The 17,123-nt window shown below is 43.9% G+C and carries 20 protein-coding genes and 1 rRNA gene; 10 read left to right on the top strand and 11 right to left on the bottom strand.

What is annotated here, in order from left to right; genetic code table 11:
- Together rrf and JO943_RS18160 are read left to right on the top strand one after the other, a co-directional pair.
- Positions 1-115 (top strand): 5S ribosomal RNA (rrf, locus tag JO943_RS18165).
- Between the two features lie 326 nt (positions 116-441).
- On the top strand, positions 442-2,430 hold the full coding sequence (locus JO943_RS18160; RefSeq protein ID WP_202741467.1) for a hypothetical protein: 1,989 nt from the start codon (positions 442-444) through the stop codon (positions 2,428-2,430).
- Positions 2,431-2,664: 234 nt separating this feature from the next.
- On the opposite strand, the gene JO943_RS18155 is transcribed toward JO943_RS18160, so the two are convergent.
- Complete coding sequence (locus JO943_RS18155) at positions 2,665-3,000, bottom strand: TIGR01244 family sulfur transferase (protein ID WP_005228544.1); 336 nt, start codon at positions 2,998-3,000, stop codon at positions 2,665-2,667.
- 126 nt (positions 3,001-3,126) lie between these two features.
- Between JO943_RS18155 and JO943_RS18150 the strand changes: the two genes are divergently transcribed.
- From JO943_RS18150 to JO943_RS18135, 4 genes are all read left to right on the top strand, one after another.
- Positions 3,127-4,023: an alpha/beta hydrolase gene (locus JO943_RS18150; protein WP_005228546.1), complete on the top strand. Its 897-nt coding sequence runs from the start codon at positions 3,127-3,129 to the stop codon at positions 4,021-4,023.
- Positions 4,024-4,461, top strand: a complete 438-nt coding sequence (trxC, locus tag JO943_RS18145) for a thioredoxin TrxC (protein WP_005228547.1) — start codon at positions 4,024-4,026, stop codon at positions 4,459-4,461. It begins immediately after the preceding gene.
- 1 nt (position 4,462) lies between these two features.
- Positions 4,463-4,885 (top strand): acyl-CoA thioesterase, encoded by a 423-nt coding sequence (locus tag JO943_RS18140; RefSeq protein ID WP_004774422.1) that lies wholly within the window; start codon positions 4,463-4,465, stop codon positions 4,883-4,885.
- 78 nt (positions 4,886-4,963) lie between these two features.
- Complete coding sequence (locus JO943_RS18135) at positions 4,964-5,443, top strand: GAF domain-containing protein (RefSeq protein WP_202741466.1); 480 nt, start codon at positions 4,964-4,966, stop codon at positions 5,441-5,443.
- Between the two features lie 53 nt (positions 5,444-5,496).
- Here JO943_RS18135 and JO943_RS18130 read toward each other — a convergent pair whose 3' ends face one another.
- From JO943_RS18130 to JO943_RS18120, 3 genes are all read right to left on the bottom strand, one after another.
- Positions 5,497-6,006 (bottom strand): ester cyclase, encoded by a 510-nt coding sequence (locus tag JO943_RS18130; RefSeq protein ID WP_202741465.1) that lies wholly within the window; start codon positions 6,004-6,006, stop codon positions 5,497-5,499.
- Between the two features lie 67 nt (positions 6,007-6,073).
- Entirely contained in the window at positions 6,074-6,568 is a 495-nt protein-coding gene (locus JO943_RS18125; protein ID WP_009506088.1) for a DUF4442 domain-containing protein, read from the bottom strand.
- A 14-nt stretch (positions 6,569-6,582) separates the two neighbouring features.
- Positions 6,583-7,071: a YajQ family cyclic di-GMP-binding protein gene (locus JO943_RS18120; RefSeq protein WP_004774427.1), complete on the bottom strand. Its 489-nt coding sequence runs from the start codon at positions 7,069-7,071 to the stop codon at positions 6,583-6,585.
- Between the two features lie 90 nt (positions 7,072-7,161).
- On the opposite strand from JO943_RS18120, the gene JO943_RS18115 reads away from it, so the two are divergent.
- On the top strand, positions 7,162-7,476 hold the full coding sequence (locus JO943_RS18115; protein WP_004774429.1) for a rhodanese-like domain-containing protein: 315 nt from the start codon (positions 7,162-7,164) through the stop codon (positions 7,474-7,476).
- A 76-nt stretch (positions 7,477-7,552) separates the two neighbouring features.
- On the opposite strand, the gene mnmC is transcribed toward JO943_RS18115, so the two are convergent.
- The 4 genes from mnmC to JO943_RS18095 are packed head-to-tail and all read right to left on the bottom strand — an operon-like array spanning position 7,553 to position 10,884.
- Positions 7,553-9,463 carry an FAD-dependent 5-carboxymethylaminomethyl-2-thiouridine(34) oxidoreductase MnmC gene (mnmC, locus tag JO943_RS18110; RefSeq protein WP_202741464.1) on the bottom strand — a complete coding sequence of 637 codons (1,911 nt, stop codon included), beginning with the start codon at positions 9,461-9,463 and terminating at the stop codon, positions 7,553-7,555.
- Positions 9,464-9,480: 17 nt separating this feature from the next.
- Positions 9,481-9,942, bottom strand: coding sequence for a hypothetical protein (locus tag JO943_RS18105; protein ID WP_202741463.1), 462 nt, complete (start codon positions 9,940-9,942; stop codon positions 9,481-9,483).
- Between the two features lie 3 nt (positions 9,943-9,945).
- Positions 9,946-10,248 carry a YciI family protein gene (locus tag JO943_RS18100; RefSeq protein WP_202741462.1) on the bottom strand — a complete coding sequence of 101 codons (303 nt, stop codon included), beginning with the start codon at positions 10,246-10,248 and terminating at the stop codon, positions 9,946-9,948.
- Positions 10,249-10,272: 24 nt separating this feature from the next.
- Positions 10,273-10,884 carry a septation protein IspZ gene (locus JO943_RS18095; RefSeq protein WP_005228564.1) on the bottom strand — a complete coding sequence of 204 codons (612 nt, stop codon included), beginning with the start codon at positions 10,882-10,884 and terminating at the stop codon, positions 10,273-10,275.
- Positions 10,885-10,929: 45 nt separating this feature from the next.
- Here JO943_RS18095 and JO943_RS18090 point away from each other — a divergent pair, with 45 nt between their 5' ends.
- Positions 10,930-11,781, top strand: a complete 852-nt coding sequence (locus JO943_RS18090; RefSeq protein WP_150956237.1) for a PHP domain-containing protein — start codon at positions 10,930-10,932, stop codon at positions 11,779-11,781.
- A gap of 104 nt (positions 11,782-11,885) precedes the next feature.
- Here JO943_RS18090 and JO943_RS18085 read toward each other — a convergent pair whose 3' ends face one another.
- Positions 11,886-12,785 (bottom strand): LysR family transcriptional regulator, encoded by a 900-nt coding sequence (locus JO943_RS18085; protein ID WP_202741461.1) that lies wholly within the window; start codon positions 12,783-12,785, stop codon positions 11,886-11,888.
- A 103-nt stretch (positions 12,786-12,888) separates the two neighbouring features.
- Between JO943_RS18085 and JO943_RS18080 the strand changes: the two genes are divergently transcribed.
- Positions 12,889-13,935: an aldo/keto reductase gene (locus tag JO943_RS18080; protein WP_202741460.1), complete on the top strand. Its 1,047-nt coding sequence runs from the start codon at positions 12,889-12,891 to the stop codon at positions 13,933-13,935.
- 51 nt (positions 13,936-13,986) lie between these two features.
- On the opposite strand, the gene JO943_RS18075 is transcribed toward JO943_RS18080, so the two are convergent.
- Positions 13,987-14,898, bottom strand: coding sequence for a bestrophin family protein (locus JO943_RS18075; protein WP_005228572.1), 912 nt, complete (start codon positions 14,896-14,898; stop codon positions 13,987-13,989).
- A 44-nt stretch (positions 14,899-14,942) separates the two neighbouring features.
- Positions 14,943-15,665: a RadC family protein gene (radC, locus tag JO943_RS18070; protein ID WP_005283232.1), complete on the bottom strand. Its 723-nt coding sequence runs from the start codon at positions 15,663-15,665 to the stop codon at positions 14,943-14,945.
- 197 nt (positions 15,666-15,862) lie between these two features.
- Here radC and coaBC point away from each other — a divergent pair, with 197 nt between their 5' ends.
- Entirely contained in the window at positions 15,863-17,119 is a 1,257-nt protein-coding gene (coaBC, locus tag JO943_RS18065; RefSeq protein ID WP_009506095.1) for a bifunctional phosphopantothenoylcysteine decarboxylase/phosphopantothenate--cysteine ligase CoaBC, read from the top strand.
- Positions 17,120-17,123 lie beyond the last annotated feature (4 nt).

The following is a 17,123-nucleotide window of genomic DNA, read 5'->3' as shown; positions in this document are numbered from 1 at the left end:
GCTGGCGACAATAGCAAGAGTGAACCACCTGATCCCTTCCCGAACTCAGAAGTGAAACCTCTTAGCGCTGATGGTAGTGTGGCACTTGCCATGTGAGAGTAAGTCATCGCCAGCTTTTAAATATGAAACACCCCTAACCTGACGGTTAGGGGTGTTTTTTTATTGGCGGGAGAAAATAAGTTGGTTTATTAAATTATATTCCTTTTGGAATATTTATCTCAGAGCAACCTTTATTTCTTTTAAGTAAAAAATTTATTTGTTAAAAGTTCTAACATAATTCTCGATTCTTACAAATAGTTTGATTGGCATCACTTTAATAATCTTTACTTGAAGATAAACTATATTTACACAAAATCTATATTATGGTTACATTAGGCATATTTTTATAATGAAAAGTCTAATTCCGTTTGGGGATTTGATCGGGGACAAAAAGGAATGATCATGAATAAAAAGCAACTTACTTTAAAGTTGTCGGCGATGGCTATCTCTATTTTATTGGTGAGTTGTGGTGGAGGTGGGGGAGGTTATTATGGTTCAAATGATAATAATTCCTCTGGAGGAAATGGCCAGACTCCTGTCACAGCTGTGAATATTACAAATATTCAGTTATATGATGCGAATAATACGGCTACAAATTCAATTACAGCATCGGGTGTAACCGCTAAAGTAAAAGTGACTGATTCTTCTGGAAAAGGAATTAGTGGAGCAATTGTGACATTTCAAGGGGAAGGTGTTGCTTTTGGCACGACCAATGGTGCTGTGCTGACCAATGCGGAAGGCGAGGCCAGTATCTCGGTAAAACCACAAGACTTAAATGCAACCGGCGCTTATCAGTTGTCTGCGACGACTAGTTATAAAGGTACAACGGCAACAACTCAACCTTATAATTTCGTACTTCAGGCTGCAAATATTGTTTTAGTTGGTATGGCAGCAGCCACGACACAACTGGAATCAGGTGCATCTACCAATATTACTTTGAAGACACAAGATTCAAATACTAAGGTGAATCAGAATAATGTGACCGTTAGCTTTAATGCTACTTGTGGAACTTTTGAGCCAGTAAGCGTTGTATCTTCAAATCAAGGTGATGTAACCACTTCTTATAAAGCAATTGGAGCTGACGGGAAGCTGTGTGAAGGCCAGCAAACGATTCTTGCGTCTGGTTCAAATATTCCTGAATCAAAAGTTACTGTGAATATTGCTGCAATTGAAGCTAACTCTTTAAAATATACAACATCAAGTCCAGTTACTTTGGGTATTAGAAGTAGTGGTACTGCTGCATCAGGCCAGATTGAATTTACTTTATATGCGAATGGTACGCCAGCTGCAAATAAAGATGTAAATATTGAATTGGTTCGTGCGCCAGAAGACCTCAGTTTTATCTCTTTAGGCAATCAAAATTCTAAAATTGTAAAAAGTGACCCAAATGGTAAAGTGATCGTAACCTTATATCCAGGGGATAAACCGGGACCTGTCGAAATCAAAGCAACTCTAGTTTCTAACAGCGCTGTTTCAGCGTTATCTAAAAATGTTTCTGTATCAACGGGACGCGCAACTCAAGACGGTTTCAGCTTATCAGTGAGCAAAAATGCCTTGCAGAACAAGGTCGATGGCGATAGTGCTACGATTAACGTCATGTTAAGAGACCGTACGGGTAATCCTGTGCCTAATGGAACGCTGGTGAGTTTTATTAGTGAAGGCGGTGTTGTTACTCCTAATTGTTCGACCAATGCTGGTCGTTGTGCAGTCACGTTATCCGTTCAGGACCCACGACCTTTAGATAACCGAGTTACTGTTCTGGCCTATGTTGAAGGTGATAAGAGCTTTACTGATTTAGATGGTGATAATCTTTATACGAAAGGGGTAGATAAGCTGCTTAGTAATATTGGTAGCTTCTTCCGTGATGATAATGAAAATAACCAATACGATAATAACTATGGTATTGGGGAGTTTCTTTATAATCGGAAAATTGTAGGCAATAAAGCTGCATGCGCGGCCTCAACGATGAATCAGCCGAATATTGCTGATACATGTGACGATAATTTAGATGGTATTCTACGCCAGCAGCTTATCTTTGCATTTTCTGAAAATACGGCAACGTTTACCAATATTAATGCGAGTGAGGGATTATTATCTTTTAATCTGTATGGAAATAGTATGCAAGGGGTTCCTATGCCTACTGGCTCTACTGTAAGCGTTACAGCCGAAGATAATACCAAAGATAATAATTTGTCGTGTACTGCTGAATTGGTACAAGGCAGCACCCCTGTCGCAAATGTATTTAATCTTTTAACACCGACAACTTTTAAAAATAGCACACAAGCCTTTTATGGTTATCGTTTGAAAGAATGTGCTGTAGGGGATATCTTTAAAATTTCTGTCGCAGCTCCTGATGGTAAGGTATCAACAGTTTTTGCTGCGTATAAATAAAAGTAAATTTTTCCTATAAAAAAACAGCACTTCGGTGCTGTTTTTTTATAATGCTGTTCCTACACTCACTGAGGCGGTCGGACGAACTTGCATTGAGCTACAAGCGGAAACAGCGAAAAGGCATAACAGAATAACAGCAAGTTTTGACATGGTTCTTCATCTTATGAAAAAGAACCATCTTCATATAAATCGCAAGATTTAACTATTTTGATCGGGTAATGAAATGTAATGAATTTAATCGTCTAGCAGATCCATCTGTTTGGCTAACTGATATAAATTATTCGAACGGTTCCCTGTGCGGCAGAACATCAAAATCGGTTTTGGCAGTTCATTATAATGATTTGCAAAAGTACGCACGTCCAGTTCAGTAATCTGACCCGCCACGACAGGCTGATAGACATAATCCAGACCTGCACTGCGAGCAGACTCTTCAATCTGTGCACTGGTCGGCTGATCAGGTCCACCTTCCATATCAGGACGGTTATTAATAATCGATTTGAAACCTTTTTCGACAACTTGAGCTACATGCTCCGGGCCGATTTGACCTGCAAAACCTATATTTTCTGACATCTTGTCACTCCAAAATCAAACAAAACATTTTATGCTCTATCTATCATAGCATTAAGCTCGATCTTGGGTTTAAATGTCTATATTAAATAAACGATGATAACGAATAAGATACGCAATGGAGCGCGCATGCATACTTATACAGTTGAGCCGTTGTATGTTACGAGTGGTGATGAAACCATCGCTGCCGACTTCTATCTTCCGAAAACCAATATTAAACCCGCTGTGATTGTGATGGCGCATGGATTTGCTGGATTGCGCCAATTTAAGTTGGTTCAGTATGCACAGCGTTTTGCCCATGCCGGCTATGCCGTGATTTTGTTCGACTATCGTTATTGGGGCGGCAGTACCGGAAAACCGCGTGAACTGGTATCGCTCAGTGCCCAGCTTGATGACTGGAAGAGCATGATTCAATATGCCTCTAACTGTAAGTCGATTGATAGCCGCCGGATTATTTTGTGGGGCACTTCACTCAGTGGTGGCTATGCTCTTAGTTTGGCGACGGATCTGAAAAATATTCAGGCAGTGATGGTACAAGTGCCTTATGTTGACGGGGCAGAGACAGCCAAGCTATATCCATTGCAACGTTATCCAGAAGCATTGAAACGTTCCAGTCAGGACTATATGGGCTCCAAGATGGGCTTGGCCCCTAAAACCTTACCCGTAGTCGATCAATATAAACTCTGTTTCTTACCGACCTCAGATAGTTATTACGGTTATCATTCGATTGTAAACCCTGATTATTACTGGAGTGGGGAGGTGCCTGCACGGGTATTTTTTAATCTGATGCGTTACCGGCCAATCCAGTTTGTACGCAAGATTAATATTCCGGTGTTATTTATTGCGGCTAAATATGACAGCCTGATTCCGATTGCCTCGAGTCGTGAAGCCGCCACCAATATTGCGCCATTTGTGAGCTATCATGAGTGGGAAATGAAGCATTTCGATATTTATCACGATTCTTGGTTTGAAAAAGCAGTCACAACCCAATTAGAATTTTTACATCAACATATCGGAGTGATGTAAATGATTATTGTCTGTGCATCATGTGGTGCAAAAAATCGTGTACCTGAAGAAAAACTGGCGGTTCATCCCAATTGCGGTCAATGTCATCAAGCATTGCTGCCTTTAGAACCGATTGAGCTGAATGAACAAAACTTTAGCAATTTCATTAGTAATAATGATTTACCTGTGCTGATTGACCTATGGGCAGAATGGTGTGGTCCATGTAAAATGATGGCGCCACATTTTGTTCAGGTCGCCAAGCAAAATCCTTACGTTGTTTTTGCCAAAATCGATACGGAAGCAAACCCGCGTTTGAGCGCTGCATTTAATGTCCGCAGTATCCCAACCCTAGTTCTCATGAACAAAACCACAGAAGTGGCGAGAATCAGTGGCGCATTACGTGCACCTGAACTGCAACAGTGGCTAGACCAGCAATTACAGCAACAGCAAGGAAATTAACATGAGCGAACGCCCAAAGCATCCTGAAGGGATCTTATCTCTACAAAATATTGCCATGCCAGCGGATACCAACTGGAGTGGTGATGTTTTTGGAGGCTGGATTGTTTCCCAGATGGATCTGGCTGGAGCGATTCATGTTGAACGTTTTAGTAAAGGCCGTTGTGCGACGATTGCCATTAATCAGATGACTTTCCTCGTGCCTGTAAAAGTGGGTAATGTGATTAGCTGTTATACCAAGATTCTAAAAGTCGGTAGCAGCTCGGTACAGGTTCAAATCGAAGTGTGGAACAGTCACGATGATTCACGTGAACCTGTACGGATTACCGAAGGCGTATTTACCTTTGTTGCGGTAGATGTAAATGGAAATAAACGTTTAATTACAGATGAAATTAAGCAGTCTTTTCTAGCTTCACAGTCAGCTTAAATGATCCGTTTTAATATCTGCACTTACTAGAACAGATGATGATGTTTTAACACTACTTTTTTAATCGAGAATATACAGATGGCTGAAGAACTGGTTTTACAACAGGGCCACAAAGTTGAGCAATATCAAAGTATCCTGCCACAGATTCAGGCCATTGTTGAAGATGAAGCTGATGTGATCGCGAATCTGGCCAATATCTGTGCGGCACTCAGACAGCAATTTGGCTGGTTCTGGATTGGCTTTTATCTGGTGAAAGGAAATGAGCTGGTATTAGGTCCATTTCAGGGGCCCATTGCCTGTACCCGTATTGCCAAAGGGCGCGGTGTATGTGGTTCTGCTTGGCAGCAGCAGCAAGTAATTGTGGTGCCTGATGTGGATCAGTTTCCCGGGCATATTGCCTGTAGCTCTGACTCTAAATCGGAAATTGTGTTACCCATCATGAAAAATGGTGAGTGTGTCGGCGTGCTGGATATTGATAGTGATGAACTGAATCAGTTTGATGAGGTTGACGCTGACTATCTCCAGCAATTGATGACAATGATTGAAAAATTTATCTAAGCCCAAACTAAAAAAGCCCACATGATGTTGGGCTTTTTTTATGTGTACTCTGCTTAGAACATGGTATTGGTATTTTTGCTGTTCTCTGGAATGTTCTGTATCACATCCCAGTGCTCTACAATTTTGCCATGTTCAACCCGGAATATATCTATAATGGCTCGGCCCCGGTCAGTGTCATTTTCAGTCGAATGCACATGCAGGACGACTAAATCTCCTTCAGCAATCACTTTCTTGATGACATTCTTTGCCTGAGGATGATGACTAAATTTTTGCGTAAAGAAGTTTATAAAAGGCATCTTACCATCAGGTACATTCGGATTGTGCTGAATATACTGATTCCCAATATAACGATCCGCATATTGTTTGACCTGATGTTTCAGGAAAACACCTTCATAAAAATCGGTGACAATTTTCTTGTTTTGTTCAGCTACAGATTTTGTGTGCTTTGCGGGCACAGAAACGCGAGAAGAGGCATCCGCAGCAAAGACTTGACCTGGGTAAAATGCTAGATTGAGCAGGACAAATACAGGGGAAAGAAGCAATATTTTTTTCATTTTTAGCATCAGAACACAAACTGAGATGCTTGTATCCTGATACTAATGATGAACTTGGAATAGTCTAGACCCGTTATTATTTTTTACGTTTTGGTAACCAGGCCCAAAGCATCTGGCACTGGATCGGTTCATTACCAGAATCATCAATCACGGTCACAGGAATCAATAACTCGCCTTTTTCATTCTCCGCAATAAACTTTTGCTGATCTGCTGATAAGCTCGCTGTCGCAGTTAAACCACCTTGCGCGACTTTTAAATAATCCACATGCAATGATTTGATCAAGACGATCCGATCATCCGGAACATGTAAACCCGTTAAAAAGCCCGTCGCAGTTTCTGCAAGTAATGCCATTGCGGCAGCATGAACCCCTTTAATATGGTTCTGCATATTGCGCTGGTTTTCAATACGAACAGTCACGTGGTCTTTATCCACCTCCAAATAGCGGATATTGGCTGTGCCGACCATAGGAACAACACGACCAAACGCTTTGCTCCAGAGCGTGCTACGAATGCCTTTTGGAAATTTAGAGGTGGTTTTAACCAGCTTATAAAGACGGTTATCTTTTGCCATGGTGAACCTATTACTTAATCTTTGAAGTTATTAAATTGCAGTGGCAGACCAAATTGTTGTTCACGTAAAAAGTTCATCACTTGTTGCAAAGTATCGCGCTTTTTATCCGTGACACGGATTTTGTCTCCTTGGATAGAAGATTGCGCCTTGATGCCACTTTCTTTAATGGCTTTATTAATTTTTTTTGCGGTATCTGAGTCAAGTCCATCTTTAAGCTTGATCACTTGCACCACATTTTTACCTGAAGCGGTCGCCTTTTGTGGATCGAGTGCCTGTACGTCAACTTTACGTTTATAGAAATGGTTTTCCAGCATGGTATAGACTTGTTCACACTGGAAATCACTTTCAGTTGAGATTTTGATTTCTTTATTTTTTTCATTTAGCTCAATTGAAACATCCTGCCCACGGAAGTCAAAACGTGTAGCAATTTCTTTTTGCGTGTTTTGCACCGCATGATTGACTTCAAATAACTCTAATTCAGAAACAATATCAAAAGAAGGCATAGTTAGACCTTTACAAAGGGAAAGAATATTTGAGATGCTAAGGGGGTTTTCTTCATTTGCCAAGTGTTGTTTACATCAAAGGAGTGCACAATGATCCGTAAACAAGAAATTACAACATTTGAGTTCCCAGAAGGCGCAGTCATTTGGGATGTCCGAGATACCAAAGCGTATACAGAGGCTCATGTCAAAGGGGCGGTGAATCGTCCAATTGCTGAATTAACTGCGGATAGTTTGACTCAAGTGGCAGCGGATCAACCGATTTACATTCTGTGTGGTGGCGGTAGTAAAGCACCGCGTGCAGCAGAGCTTTTAGACGGTATTGATAGTTCTCGTGAGTATGTTGTATTGATGGGTGGCACACGCGCAGCACGTGATGCAGGCTTAGCTTTGGAACAAGGCGCTTAAAACACTCAAAAATTTGCCAAAATACTTGGGTATTTTGGCAAATTCAAAAATAATAAAGATTCAAACGTCCAAATACTTAACCTGAATAATATGGTTTTTTAGCTTTCACTTTCTTCTGGAAGCGTTGCGGATTCAATTTATCCAGTAACGGTTGTGGAACCGGACACAGTTCACCCAAGATCAATGCCGCCAGAATCTCACTACATAGTGGCGCAAACAAGAATCCTTTCGACCCTAAACCTGCAAAGCTATAGTTTTGCTCATGGTTGTGGACTTTGCCGACCAAAGGAAAGTAATCCAGACTCTGGGCACGGACAGCGGCCCGACCTTGCCAGTGCTCTAGAGCAGGCAACTGTTGTGCATATTCAGGGAACACATTGTGGATAAGTTCGTAGTTATGCACATGATCTTCAGCCAAGACTTCGGCATCATCCCGATTGGGATAAAACGAGGCTCCCAGAATCAAGTGTGAGGCATCCAGTTGCATGCAATAGCCGCCATAACTATAGGCCTGATCCAGTGCTAAAGGCTGCTGGCTATTCTCAACCCAGCTGACTTGTCCCCGAATGGGTTTTAAAACCGGGTAGTTTTTAAACAGTTCCGCACTTTGTCTGGCGCAACAGACGATAACATGATCTGCTGTGGCGATCCGTTGTTGCTCCTGCCAAAGTTCAGTTTGTGATTCGACTGAGTTTAAGCGGGAAATTCTGGCTGTTTTTATGCTGATATTCGGATGCTGCAAGATTTCATCGCGTAACTGATGTGGAGAAACTGCACCTGCATGATGTAGTGTCAAATTCGGCAAGTCTGTCTTCGGGAATTGGTGCTGTTCTGATTGTGCTGATAAAACACCTTCAGGATATTGTTCTGCCAAAGCCAGTAATTCATCCGCATTCTTCAATGCCAATTGCTGGACCTGAATTAGCCTAAAAGCCTTAAAACGCGCATAAAAGTTGAGTGCATGCTGCCAGCTTAAGGTCATCAGGTGTTCAGGTGCCTGATCAATCGGGCATAGTTTGGGGTTGAGCAGCGCCAGTGGATTGCCAGAAGCGCCTGCAAGCGGCTCATTTTGCTCGTATACGGTGACTTGATGACCACGTTGAGCAAATGCCCAGGCTGAGCTTAAACCTGCGATTCCAGCGCCAATAATCGCGATCTGGCGTGGTCCGGTGTTTAATCGGCTTGTATTTGCTTCGGTTTCGATGGCTGGGTGCTGTTCTGAATTTATTGAGCCTGTTTCAGGTGTGGCAATGTCCTGCCAGATCGCTTTGAGCATTTCCCGTTTATGTCCAAAACCCCGTGGACGGCTAATCTGGATGCCATGTTGTTTCAGTCCACGTTTCAGTACTCCAGCCACACTAAAGGATGCTAAGGTGGTTCCGAACTCGGACAAACGCACGATGTGATTCAGCACATTTTCTTGCCACATATCCGGGTTACAGGAGGGGGCGAAGCCATCCAGAAACCAGGCATTGACCGCTTGTGTTTTTGGGATGACGGGGAAGATATCCTGTGCATCACCCAGCCATAAATCAATGCTGAAACGTTGTTCTGGAAAACTGAGACGATGACAGCCTGCAATCGGCAGCGGATATTGCTGAATCAGCTGTTCGGCCAGTGGCTTTAGCTCAGGCCAGACATTCAGTGCACGAACCAGGTCTGCTTTGCTGAGGGGAAACTTCTCTACACTGATAGCATGCAGATGGCTATGGTTATCTGGACGTACCTGTTGCCAGAGCTGCCACAGGGTCAAAATATTCAAGCCTGTGCCAAAACCGGTTTCTCCCACACAGAAGTATTGATAATCACTCAGTTGGGAAAGACGTTCAGTTAAATCATTACCGTTTAAAAACACATGGCGTGTTTCCAGTAAACCGTTAGCTTTGGAAAAGTAGACATCGCCAAATTGCTTGGAAATGGGAATCTCGATACCATCGACCCATTCCCAGTCCAGATCAGCGGTTTGTAGTTTTGATGAGAGAGACATAAATAAAGATGCTGGTTTTACCACTGACGACGGCGTTTGGTGTAAACATAACTGGCAATAAAGAAACCGAGAATCACACCGACCGCAATGGTCATGGCGCCGTATAAAAACATTTGTGCGCTACGTTCGCTTTGCAATACCTGAACCTGAACCGTTAAATTGTCATTTTTTAACTGTAGTTCCTGATTCTGTGCCAGTGCTTCAAGATTGGCATGCTCAAGTTGCTTCAAACGGCTAGCCTGATCCTGAATCATGGCTTTGACTTTAGCATCTTGCTGTTGTTTGGCTTTAACAATCTGTTCAGCCGTCAGCGGTTTAGCCGCAGTGGCAGTTGGGTTGGCAGGTGTGGCGGAGGTGATTTTAGCTGGTGTCGCTGGAGCGCCTGCTGTTGGAGCAGCAGTCGGTGTAGCAGGTTCTACCGCCCATGCACTAGAACTGAGTAAACTTAAAATGAAAAAGCTTTTGACTGCAATGTGCATGATTTACCCTTTTGGAAAAGCTTTGTTGAACGGTCTAACCTCAATATCTGAGTAGATCCCTTCTTTTAAAAATGGCTCTTCCTGAATCCAGGCATCCAGTGCTTCGCGACTCTCAAATTCAACAATCATGGTGCTGCCTAAAAAGCCTGCCTGTGGATCATTGGGATCTTTAGGGTGTGCACCAGCAGCAATTAAACGACCTTCATCATCTAACTTTTGTAGACGTTCAATATGTTGCGGACGGGTGGCTAAACGTTTTTCCAGAGTACCTTCGCGATCAGTACAGGTCAGCACAAAATATGGCATGGCAGTAGCTCGATGATTTAAAATCTATTCAGTGGTTTTGAAATGTTTTCGTAAGAAAAACAGTATAGCAGCAAGGTAACTCAGAGAAACGATAATATCGCCAAAAGCTGTGAATTCGCCCCAATATTTTCCTTGCATATAGACAAAACCAAAGAAGAAATGCAAAGCAGCAAGCAAAAAGAATTGACCGCACCAGGCCCAGTTCAATTTGATCCAGCCTCTAGGGCTCAGTTCTAACATTGAACCTAACAGTTTCTGGATAATTGGCATGCGTTCTTTATTAAATAAAGGCGTCACTAAAAAGCCCAGACCAATCCCGATATTGATAATAATTGCCTTCATTTTGATGTAGGTGACATCGCTAAAAATCAGCGTGATGCCTCCAAAAATGACCGACATAAGCACAATAAACCACTGCATTTTTTCCAGTTTGAATTTCTGGAAAAAGAACAGGCAGCCATAGACCACAAGCGTCGAGATCAGCAGGGCACAGGTCGCCACCAGAATATGGTTCTGGTCGGTATTTCCTGCGCTGCCCACCAACTGCAACAAGGGATGATGACTATCTTTAGGATCGGTGGTTTTATAAAAATAAAAGAAGATAATAATCGGAAGATAGTCGAGCAACGCTTTCATGTTACAGTACGATGATGAAATAGGTCAGATAGCATAATACAAACCATGTTCGGTGTCGATTTACATACCCATACGCTCATTTCCGACGGTACCTTCTCTCCTGAGCAGCTGGTACAGGCTGCTGTTGACTTAAAAATACAGATACTGGCCGTGACTGACCATGACACCATGGATGGGCTGGAACGGGCGCAAAATTATGCACAAGATCATGATATTCAAATTATTTCTGGCGTAGAAGTTTCCAGTCAGTGGTCGAGACCCAATACCAAAAAGAGTTACGGTGTGCATATCGTGGCTTTAAATATGCAAGATGAAGCACCCATCAGGGCCATGCTGGAAAATCAGAAAAAAATCCGTGCTGAACGGGCCAAAGTGATTTGTCAGCTCTTAGAAAAATGTATCGATTTTGATATTTATCCTGATGTGATTGCCCAAGTGGATGGGGAGGCAGATCGGGTGACTCGCACCCATATTGCCAAAGCCTTAGTCGAAAAGAATATTGTGAGTCGTCCGCAGCAGGCATTTGACCGTTTCCTGAAAGAAGGCAAGAAAGCCTTTGTCAAATTCGAAGGGGTGGGGCTGAAAGAAACCATCGAGATTATTCATGCCAGTGGCGGGTTGGCTGTTCTGGCTCACCCAACCCGTTATGATTTGTCGGCAACCAATATCCGTTACCTGATTGAACTGTTCGCTGAATCTGGAGGTGACGCGGTTGAGTTACCGCCTGCAATAGAACCCGCTTCAACCCGACAGATGGTTGACCGGATGATTCAGCAATTTAATCTGGCGGTTTCAATTGGCAGTGATTTTCATGGCGACAATATGCCGTGGATTAAACTGGGACAAACGCCGCGAGTCAATCAAGGACAGAGCGGAATTTGGGAACGTTTTCGATAAGTGGATCAATGAAAAAATTACAACTTTGTTTCATCGTTGTTTTATGGAGCATTCAATGGATGTTTCATGGTTTTGCAGGACTTTAAATCAACTTAGATTTTAATTTACCAATTAGCGTGTTGCTGGAAGTAATCGCTTAAATAATCTAAAAAGCATTGCACCTTCGGCGGTACCAAGTCCCGATGCGGAAACACGGCATAGATTGCAGTGGCTTGTACGGGAAAATCAGGCAGCACCTGGACCAGTTTGCCGGTATTTAAATCTTCCGCAACATGCCAGAGCGAATGATTGGAAATGCCTAAGCCCTGTAAGGCAGCCTGTCGAATGGCTTCACCCGAATTGCTACTAAAGTAACCTTCGACACGGATCTGTTCAGTTTCACCCGCTTTATTCAGAAAATACCACTGGTCGGTTAAGCCATTGGCATGCTGTTGCAAAATACAGCGATGAGCTTTGAGATCAGATAAGCTTTCTGGAGTCCCATATTGTTGCAGGTAAGCAGGTGACGCACACAGTAACCTTGGATTTGAGCTTAATTGTCTGGCAATCAGACTGGAGCTTTGTAACTGTCCGATCCGAATCGCCAGATCCATGCCTTGTTGAATTAAATCAATGTTTTGATCATTCAGGTCCAGATGAATGTTTAGTTCAGGATGTAACAGCGCGAATTTGGCAATCACAGGCATTAAGATCTTGGTCCCAAAGATTGCGGAAGCGGTCATGCGCAATGTCCCGGAAAGGATATGATCTTTGACTTTTAATGATTCATGTAAATTGACAAAATCAGCCAGCCAGCTACGCCCATGCGTCAGCAAGGTACGGCCTTCTTCTGTCAAGCTGAGTGTGCGAGTGGTACGGTGAAATAAACGCAATTGTAGCTGTTGTTCCAGGCGTTGCAGTTTCTGGCTGGCGACAGACACGGAAATATTGGCATCTTGCGCGGCTTTGCTGATCGAGCCCAAGTCTGCAACCCGAATAAAAAACTGGAAATCTTCTGTATTCATTATCAATAAAACCAGAAAAGTATTTCCTGATTATCGTGGTTTTTTTAATAAACCCCTAGCGCTATTTTAGCTCTTAAGCAACTACAGGTTTAAGAGAAGCATCATGAAATATCATTTTTTAGGAAACTCAGGGTTAAAAGTCTCGGAATTAGGATTTGGCGCAGGCACTTTAGGCGGGCAGGGACAAATTTTTTCTGCCTGGGGGCAAGCCAGCCAAACCGAGGCCAATCACATGATTCAGGCGGCTCTGGATGCCGGGATCAATTACTTTGATACCGCAGATGTCTATTCCGATGGCGAGTCGGAGCGCATGCTTGGCAAGGCTTTGGCCTCGAAAAGACAGCAGGCAATTATTTCGACCAAGGTGGGTATTCGTAGCTCGGCGCATTTGAATGCTGCAGGGTTGAGTCGGGACTATTTACTTTCCGCCGTAGAGCAATCGCTGACCCGACTCGGAACCGATTATATTGATGTATTGCAATTGCATCAGTTTGATAGTTTTACCGCATTACATCAATTGATGAAAACGCTGGATGAACTGGTACGCAGTGGTAAAGTCCGTTATATCGGCGTGTCCAATTTTGCTGGCTGGCAACTGATGAAAGCTCAGGCCATTGCAGAACAATATGGTTATGAGAAATTTGTGGTCAATCAGGTCTATTATTCCTTAATTGGCCGTGATTATGAGTGGGAGCTGATGCCTTTGAATGACGATCAACAGATCGGGGCAGTGGTGTGGAGCCCTTTGGGCTGGGGACGCTTAACCGGTAAATTTGATCGGGAAAATCCGATTCCGGCCCAGAGCCGTTTGCATGAGACGGCACAGTTTGCCCCGCCTGTGAATGAGACACATCTTTATCAGGTCATTGATGCACTTAAACAGATTGCAATCGAAACAGGTTATTCCATTCCTCAAATTGCCTTGAACTGGTTGTTACAGCGTCCAACCGTTTCCAGTGTCTTGATTGGTGCGCGTAATCAGACGCAACTGCAAGAAAACCTCAAAGCAAAAGATCTTCAGTTATCGACTGAGCATCGGGCGCAGTTAGATCAGGCCAGTGCGATTTATCCACCTTATCCTTATTATCCGTACTGGAATGGGCAGTTCACGGAGCGCTTCAAGTCTCTGGTACCCTCACAGTTTGGTTAAGCGTTTGATTTATCATCCGAATAAAAATGCCCTCATTGGAGGGCATTGAAATTAAAGCAGGTTATGATCTTGGGCCTGAATTGGCGGTGGCGTCGGGCGGCCCAAAGTGCCGAGTAATTCGATCTCAATCGAGCGAACCATGGCATCAAGCGGTAGGTCGTTACTTTGTGTGCCAAAAGGTTCTTCAATTTCAGTACTTAAGGCATCCAGACCAAGAAAGGTATAAGCCAGAATTCCCACCAGTAAGGGAGTGGCCAAACCTAATAAGGAACCTAAGCTGAAAGGTAACATAAAGCAGAAGAAATACACGGTTCGATTCAGCAACACTGAATAGGCGAAGGGAATTGGCGTGTTGGCAATACGGTCACAACCGGTTTGCATTTCGCTTAAAGCCGCCACATGACGGTTCATCTGGGTATAGATAATATCCGAGATTTCGCCCTCTTTCATGGCCTGTAACAGTTCCCACTGGATCAGGCTCAGCGTGTATTGCGGGGCATTGTGCTGTTGGTAAAGCTGGGTCAGCGCCTGTTGGCTCAAGCCGCTGGTTTCCGTCAATTCGGTCGGATTTGCGGTTTGATGGCGCAAACGGTCACGTAAAACATTGGCAAACACAATCACATTTTGAATGATACGTTCCCGGCGGGCTTGGGTTAGAACACGACAGTCCCGATCAAAATGACGGGCCGTGGCAATCAGAACTCCCCAGAGTTTACGGGCTTCCCACCAACGGTCATAACAGGCGGTATTCTTGAAGCCCAGAAAAATCGACAGGACCACACCGATCAGGGTAAAGCCAACCAATGGAATTTCAGGGAAACGGTAAAGGCCCACATATTCAACACCGCCAATAATGGCAGAGATCAGCATCACGAAGCCGAGTGAAGGTAAAATTTTGGGTAGAATCGTCCCACGCCATGAGAATAAAACTTTAAAAATACTCGGCTGGTCACGGACAATCATGTTATATGAATCATTAATTTTATGTATTGATGTTCAGGCCAGATTCAGGCTTTGTCAAGACCAGATTGCCTGATTGGAGCAGGGTTGAGTAGTTGTTGTTCAGAAAAGGAAAAATGTCCTTCAGGCGAAATAATAAAGTGATCGATTAGGTGGATTTCCAGCAGTTTACAGGCCTGTTTTAACTGCTGGGTCAGATAAATATCTTCGGGTGAAGGTTGGGCAATTCCATAGGGGTGATTATGGGCCACCACGATCTGGCAGGCTTGCTGTTGTAAGGCATAGCGTAAGGTCTGGTTGAGTGAAACAGTGCAGGAATGATGCGAGCCAAAAAACAGTTTTTTGAAATGCAATTTTCTCAGCTCTGCATCAAGGCAGAGTACCGCAAAGACCTCCTGCTTTTCTCCCAACAGTTCATAACGTAAATAGTCGAGCACCAGCGTAGAGGTATCCAGACAAAGTCGTTGCTGATGGAAATGATTATTCAGATAACGTCGGCCCAGCTCTTTGACTGCCATGAGCTGGGCGTACTTGGTCGCAGCAATGCCATTAAATTGTGATAAGTCCTCAAGATTGGCATCAAATATCAAGTTAAGTCCGCCAAAGTGTTGAATCAAAATACGCGCCAACTCCACCGCAGAGTGCTGTTTCGAGCCCGAACGAAGAAAAATCGCCAACAGTTCGGCATCAGATAAGCTTTGTGCACCTTGAGATAAAAGTCGTTCTCTAGGACGTTCTTGCTCGGGCCAGGTTTTTATCGATTGATTCAATGCTTGTTTTTCCCTTTGATTTTATTGTGATTATTATTTTTTTAGGCAAAAAGAAGTGCTATGCGTGGCCTTTTGATTTTTGCCAGACCAATAATATTCTCTACCGCCAGTTCCACTGAAATGTTGAGGGTGCCACTTGGGTATCCACTTATTTAATGCTATTGTGAGCGCCACTGCAACAGTAAGGTATCCTGTTTGTGAGCTTCGATCTAAGTGTTATTCCCCATAAAAACATTATATTAGCGGTTACGGGTGGTATTGCTGCCTATAAAAGTGCCATCTTGGTCCGCCGTTTAAAAGATTTCGGTTTTGATGTCCGTGTGGTCATGACACATGGCGCGCAAGCATTTATTACTCCTCTTACTTTTCAGGCGCTGTCTGGAAATCCGGTGCATACCGAACTGCTTGATCCTGAAGCCGAAGCCGGTATGGGACATATTGAATTGGCTCGTTGGGCCGATCTGGTTCTGGTTGCACCTGCCAGCTGTGACAGCATTGCAAAATTTGCCAATGGTTTGGCGGATGACTTGCTCAGTACGCTCTATCTGGCAACCAAAGCCCCGGTCTGGGTGGCACCAGCCATGAACCAGCAGATGTGGGCGGCGAAAGCGACACAACGCAATTTGCAAACGCTGGTGGAAGATGGCGTGCATGTGATCATGCCAGATGCCGGTGAACAGGCCTGTGGTGACGTGGGGCTGGGCCGTATGCCTGAGCCTGAAGATTTGGCCCGTCAGGTTGCGGCCTATTTCCATAAGGCACAACGTGCGCTCGCTGAAAAATTTGGCCTGCTGGCTGGAAAGCGCGTCACGATTACTGCAGGGCCGACCCGTGAAGCGATTGATCCTGTGCGTTATATTTCAAACCATAGTACCGGTAAAATGGGCTTTGCACTGGCAGCTGCCTGCTATGCTGCAGGGGCAAAAGTGACGTTGGTTGCAGGTCCGGTCAGCTTGGATACGCCGAATGGTGTACAACGCATTAATGTCAGTTCAGCCATGCAGATGCTGGATGTCAGCATGAACCAGTTGAAAGAAGGGTGTGACATCTTCATTGCAACGGCAGCTGTAGCGGACTATCGTGTGGCACAGGTTGCAGAACATAAGATTAAAAAAGCAGGTGATGAACTTGCGGTCGCATTAGTGAAAAACCCGGATATTGTGGCGACCATTGCCCAGCAGGAGGAGCGTCCATTTATGGTCGGCTTTGCCGCTGAAACGCAAAATGTAGAAGAATATGCGGCAGGTAAACTGGTGGCGAAAAAACTGGATATGATTGCCTGTAATGATGTATCACGTCCTGACATCGGTTTTGCTTCAGATCAAAATGCCATGACTGTGTTCTTTGCCCAGTCTTATCATATGAAAAAGCGTGAGCTGGAAAAAGCATCGAAACAGGAGATTTCACAGCAACTGGTTGAATCTATTGCTGATGCTTTACGCCGTCGTTTATAAACGA

The sequence above is a fragment of the Acinetobacter sp. 'aerobic (ED)' genome, assembly GCF_904886855.1.
Lineage (GTDB): Bacteria > Pseudomonadota > Gammaproteobacteria > Pseudomonadales > Moraxellaceae > Acinetobacter > Acinetobacter courvalinii.
This window is presented reverse-complemented; position numbering and strand designations above follow the sequence as displayed.